Consider the following 5196-nt stretch of genomic DNA (forward strand, 5'->3'; position numbering starts at 1 on the left):
GGCGTGCGATGCGCGCACCGACGCGCCGGGCGGCGCCGGTGATCAGGGCAACGGGACGGTGATCGGCCATTCGGGGCTCCGCGGGTTTGCCGGTATCCTGCGCGTTGGTACCTGAAGATTCCATCATGATCCCCGACGCACCCGCCCCCGACGCCGACGCCCAGGCCCACAGCGATCGCCTGCTGGGCCTGATCCGCGGGCAGATCGCCGCCAGCGGTGGCGTGATCCCCTTCTCGCGCTTCATGGAGCTGGCCCTGTATGCGCCCGGGCTGGGCTATTACAGCGCGGGCGCGCGCAAGTTCGGCGCCGAGGGTGACTTCATCACCTCGCCCGAACTTGGGCCGACCTTCGCGCAGTGCGTGGCCGAGGGCGCGGCCCAGGTGTTCGCACAGCTGGACGGCGATGTGGACTTCTTCGAGATCGGCAGCGGCAGCGGCGCCTTCGCCGAAGCCGCGCTGCTGCATCTTGCGGCGATGGACGCGCTGCCCGCGCGCTACCTGATCCTCGAGCCCAGCGCCGACCTGCGCGAGCGGCAACACGCGCGCCTGGCGGCGTCGCTGGCGCCGGACGTGTTCGCCCGCGTGTCCTGGCTCGACGGGCCGCCGGAGTCGACATGGCGCGGCGTGCTGTTCGCCAATGAAGTGCTGGACGCGCTGCCGACGCCGCGCTTCGCCGTGCGCGGCGGCGAGGTTTACCAGGAGCACGTGGCGCTGGATCCGCAGGGCGCGCTGATCCGCGTCGACCAGCCGGCGGACGCGCTGCTGCACGCCGCCGTGCGCCACGTCGAGCGCTACCTGGGCGCGCCGTTCGCCGAGGGTTATCGCTCCGAACTGCTGCCGCAGCTGCCTTACTGGATCCAGGCCGTGGGCGGGCTGCTGCAGGACGGGGCGATGCTGTTCGTGGACTACGGCTACCCGCGCCAGGAGTACTACCTGCCCGAGCGCAGCGACGGCACGCTGGTCTGCCACCACCGCCACCGCGCCAACGGCAATCCGTTCCATTTGCCCGGCCTTCAGGACATCACCGCCTTCGTGGATTTCACCGCGCTGGCCGAAGCGGGCGTCAACGCCGGCTTCGATTTCGCCGGCTACTGTGCCCAAACCAGCTTCCTGATCAACTGCGGCCTGGCGGGCCGGCTGGCGGACATCGAGGCCATCGACGACCTGGTGGAGCGCCATCGCCGCACCAACGAGGTCAAGCGCCTCACGCTGCCCGGTGAAATGGGCGAGCGTTTCCAGGTGATGGGCTTCCAGCGCGGCGTGGACATCCGCCCGCTGTTCGCGCGCGGCGACCTGAGCCGGCGCCTGTGACGCTGCGGCCGTTCGCCAGGCCATGGCTGTGGCTGGGCGTCTGGGCAGCAGGCTGGGCGCTTTGCATCGCGCTGTCGCTGCTGCCGCCGATCACCCTGGATGGCCCGCCCAATTCGGACAAGGTCGGCCACTTCCTGGCCTATTTCACCCTGTCGGCGTGGGCCACGCTGGTGTTCCACGCGCGCCGCGCGCAGGCCCTGGCAGCCGTTGCACTGGTGCTGTTGGGGCTGGGCATCGAGTGGGCGCAGGCCAATCTCACCGACACCCGGCAGGGCGACCTGCGCGACGCCCTGGCCAACACGCTGGGCGTCGGCCTGGGTTGGGCGCTGGCGTTCACGCCGGTCGCCACGCTGCTTGAAAAGCTGGACCGCAAACTCTTCCGCTGACGCCGGCGCTGCGGCCCCGGCGCTTCAGCCGCGGGCTTGCCGGATGGCTTCGATGCGCGCCTTGCGCAGCCAGTCACCGACGGCCGTCCCGGTCAGCCCGATGGCCACCGCGTGGCCTGCCGAAACAGACAGCGCCGCGGCATGCAGCGCCAGCAGCATCGGGCCCGGCGGGTAGTCCGATTCGCCCAGTCCCAGCCGCCCGCGCTTGTCGGCTTCGCACACCAGGGCCAGCTGGCGGATGCGCTCGGGCTTGCGGAAGCCGTCGCAGCGCGCCAGCAGGTCGTGCACCGTGTCGGGCCGAAGCTCGGCCAGCCGGTGGATGTTGAGGTGTTCGCGGCAGCACAGCTCGGCCACCGCGGCGAATTCAGCCGGCACTTTGTAGCGTGCGCACAGCGCGCGCAGCGGCCGCACCCCGCTGTGTTCGTGGCCGATGTGCCGGGGCAGCTCATGCGCGGGCGTGAGCGCCTTGCCCAGGTCGTGGGTAAGCGCGCAAAAGCCCACCAGCGCATCGCCCGGGGCCAGGCGCGCCGCCATGTCCAGCACCATCTGCGTGTGTACGCCGGTGTCGACTTCCGGGTGGTATTCGGGGCGCTGCGGAACGCCGTACAGCGCATCCACTTCCGGCATTAGCCGCGCCAGCGCACCGCACGCGCGCAGCAGGGCGATGGCGGCCGAGGGACGGGGCATTTCCAGCGCCTTCTTGAGCTCCTGCCAGACGCGTTCGGCCACCAGGTGGTCCACTTCGCCGGCGGCCACCATGTCGCGCATCAGCGCCAGGGTTTCCGGAGCGACGGTGAAGCCCAGCGGCGCGAAGCGCGCGAGGAAGCGCGCGGCGCGCAGGATGCGCACCGGGTCTTCGGCGAACGCGGGCGAGACGTGCCGCAGTACCCGCGCCTGCACGTCGGCTGCGCCGCCGAAGGGGTCCACCAGCGTGCCGTCGGCGTCCTGGGCGATGGCGTTGACGGTGAAGTCGCGGCGGGCCAAGTCCTGTTCCAGCGTGACCGTCTGGTCGGCGTGGAAAACGAAACCGCGGTAGCCCGGCGCCGTCTTGCGCTCTGTGCGCGCCAGCGCATGTTCTTCCTTGGTGCGCGGGTGCAGGAACACCGGGAAGTCCTTGCCCACGGGCGCGAAGCCTTCGCGCACCATCTGCTCGGGCGTGGCGCCCACCACCACCCAATCGCTGTCGCCCGGCACCTGGCCGAGCAGGCGGTCGCGCACGGCGCCGCCCACCAGGTAGGTCTTCATGGCTCAGCGCTTGGCGCGGTAGCGGTCATACCGGGTCTGGCGATCGTCCACGTGGCCCAGGATATCAGGCAGTTTGGCCGACACGCGCGTAGGCGTGATGCCCAGGCGGTGCAGGCCGTCGATGCCGCCCACCGAATCGGTGAGCAGCGAACGGAAGTTGTCCGACGAGAACGGCTTGCCCGGCACGAAGTCGAACACGAACGCCTGCAGGCGGCCGAGCGGATCGGGCAGCGGCAGCACCAGGCGCTTGAGCCCGCGCGCCTCCGCGGTCATCCGCACGATGTCGGCCAGGGTGTAGACGTCGGGCCCGTAGAGTTCGTAGGTTTCGCCGAAGGTCTTGCGGTTGTGCAGCGCCCGGATGAATGCTTCCACCACGTCGTTGACGTACACCGGCGCGAAGCGCGCAGTGGCGCGCGCCAGCGGCATCACCGGCGCCAGCTTGAGCAGGGCGGCGAACCGGCAGAACAGGCCATCGCCGTGGCCGAAGATCACCGACGGCTCGAAGATGCTGAAGTCCAGGCCGGACGCCTTCACCGCCGCCTCGGCTTCGCCGCGCGACTTGAGGTAGTGGCTCTGGCCGCGGCCGGCGTTGAGCGAGCTCATCTGCAGCAGGCGTCGAACCCCGGCCAGCTGCATGGCGGCGATCACCAGCTTGGTCAGCTCCACGTGCGCGCGCCTGAAGCCACGCCCGTTGTCGCCGCGCTCGTTGAGGATTCCCACCAGGTTGATGACCACGTCCGCGCCGGTGAAGGCTTGCCGCAGCACGGTCGGGTCGTACACATCCACTTCGCGCAGCACCACGCCCGGCGACAGCATCCGGTTGTCGTGGCAGGCCAGGTTGCGGCTGAGCAGGGTGACGGCATGGCCGTCGGCGGCGAGGCGCGCCACCAGGTGGCGGCCGACGAAGCCGGTGCCACCGAGGATCACGATCTTGAGCGGGGTCATGGCGTGGTTGTCTTGTCCGGAAGCGTGGGGCAGGAGAAAGCGCGGCGCGAAGAGGCTGCCACCGTGCGGCCGAGCATTCGCTCGGTCACGGGCACGGCGCTGCCGTCCAGGCGCCAATCGTAGATGACGCTGAAGGCCAGAACGCGAGCGATGTAGTCGCGGGTTTCCTTGTACGTCACGGTTTCGATCCAGAAATCGGGGTCGAAGCCGGGGCGGTCGCGGTTCCAGCGCATCACCGGCGCCGGACCGGCGTTGTAGGCGGCAATGGCCTGGTACGCGACGCCGGCGTGCTGGTCGAGTTCGTGGCGCAGGTGGGCGATGCCCAGGGTCATGTTGAACTCGGGGTCGTACAGGCTGGCGGGGCCGCTGTAGGGCAGGCCCAGCCGCTTGGCGGTCATGGCGGCGGTGGACGGCAGCAGCTGCATCAGGCCCATCGCGTTGGCCGGCGAGCGCGCACGCGGCATGAACGCGCTTTCGGCGCGGGTCTGGGCGGCCACCCAGGCGGGGTCGATGGCGTTCTTGCGCGACTCGCGGCGCAGAACGTTTTCGTGGTGCAGCGGGAAGCGCAGGCGGTAATGCTGCAGGTCGTCGGGATCGGTGCCGATGGTGAACACGGCCCGGTCGTGCCAGCCGGCCTGCAGCGCGTAGTCGATGGCGATGTAGCGCTGGGCGTCATCGAGCGACGTGAGCAGCGCCGTCCATTCGCGCGTGGCCAGCCCAACCCGGTCAAGCGCGTAAAGCTCCAGCGCACGCACCAGCCCGGGGTTGCTGGCAACGCGGCGGCGCAGGGCGGCGTCCCTGGACGGTTCGCGTGGGCACAGCGTGTAGTAGGACTGCCCCAGGCGGTCGGCGGCCAGGAAGCCGTGGAAGGTCGCGGTGGCGGCGGACTGGCGATAAAGCGCCTTGGCGGCGTCCATCTGGCCCTGGCGCTCGCGCAGGCGGGCTTCGTAGTACTGCCAGCGCGGATCACCGCGCTGTGCGGCGGGCATGGCTTCCAGGGCGCGCAGCGCGCTGGCGTCGTCGCGGCGGTTCATGGCTTCGCGCACGCGCCATTCGTGCAGCCGCTCGTCGTAGGACGCGGCGGGCACGGCTTCGAGCCGCGTCGAGGCGCCCGGCAGGTAGGACGCCACGGTCCACAGCGCGATCTGGTAGAGCACCTTGCCGCGCTGCGATTCGTCCATGCCCAGCGCCGGAGCCAGCGTGGCCAGCTGCGCCTGCCCCCCCAAGGGCGCACCGCCCGCCCCGCGCGCCCCGCCCACGGGGCGGCCCACCGCCCCGACGCGGGGGGGGGGGGCATTTGGCGGGCGGGG

Annotated in this window: 5 protein-coding genes; 2 read left to right on the plus strand and 3 right to left on the minus strand. The window is 70.9% G+C overall.

Going from position 1 to position 5196, the window contains the following annotated elements; genetic code table 11:
* Nucleotides 1-125: 125 nt before the first annotated feature.
* On the plus strand, nucleotides 126-1310 hold the full coding sequence (locus tag K0M70_RS09275; RefSeq protein WP_290781542.1) for an SAM-dependent methyltransferase: 1185 nt from the start codon (nucleotides 126-128) through the stop codon (nucleotides 1308-1310).
* The gene (locus K0M70_RS09280; RefSeq protein ID WP_290781544.1) at nucleotides 1307-1696 is read left to right on the plus strand and encodes a VanZ family protein; all 390 of its coding nucleotides are present in this window, start codon (nucleotides 1307-1309) and stop codon (nucleotides 1694-1696) included. Before K0M70_RS09275 ends, K0M70_RS09280 begins: the two co-directional genes overlap by 4 nt.
* A 24-nt stretch (nucleotides 1697-1720) precedes the next feature.
* Here the strand turns inward: K0M70_RS09280 and K0M70_RS09285 are convergent, their stop codons facing one another.
* The 3 genes from K0M70_RS09285 to K0M70_RS09295 form a co-directional block, all read right to left on the minus strand.
* Nucleotides 1721-2941 (minus strand): multifunctional CCA addition/repair protein, encoded by a 1221-nt coding sequence (locus tag K0M70_RS09285; protein WP_290781545.1) that lies wholly within the window; start codon nucleotides 2939-2941, stop codon nucleotides 1721-1723.
* 3 nt (nucleotides 2942-2944) lie between these two features.
* A complete protein-coding gene (locus tag K0M70_RS09290; protein ID WP_290781547.1) occupies nucleotides 2945-3886 on the minus strand; it encodes a complex I NDUFA9 subunit family protein in 942 nt (313 codons plus the stop codon).
* A partial coding sequence (locus tag K0M70_RS09295) for a lytic transglycosylase domain-containing protein (RefSeq protein ID WP_290781549.1) occupies nucleotides 3883-5196 on the minus strand: 1314 nt, incomplete at its 5' end. The genes K0M70_RS09290 and K0M70_RS09295, both read right to left, overlap by 4 nt.

This window comes from Arenimonas sp., assembly GCF_019459675.1.
In the GTDB taxonomy this organism is placed as follows: Bacteria; Pseudomonadota; Gammaproteobacteria; order Xanthomonadales; family Xanthomonadaceae; genus Arenimonas.

What these genes read in the sequence shown, in the direction of transcription:
- K0M70_RS09290 (WP_290781547.1), bottom strand. Translation starts at nt 3,886, where the DNA reads ATGACCCCGCTCAAGATCGTGATCCTCGGTGGCACCGGCTTCGTCGGC.
- K0M70_RS09275 (WP_290781542.1), top strand. Translation starts at nt 126, where the DNA reads ATGATCCCCGACGCACCCGCCCCCGACGCCGACGCCCAGGCCCACAGC.
- K0M70_RS09285 (WP_290781545.1), bottom strand. Translation starts at nt 2,941, where the DNA reads ATGAAGACCTACCTGGTGGGCGGCGCCGTGCGCGACCGCCTGCTCGGC.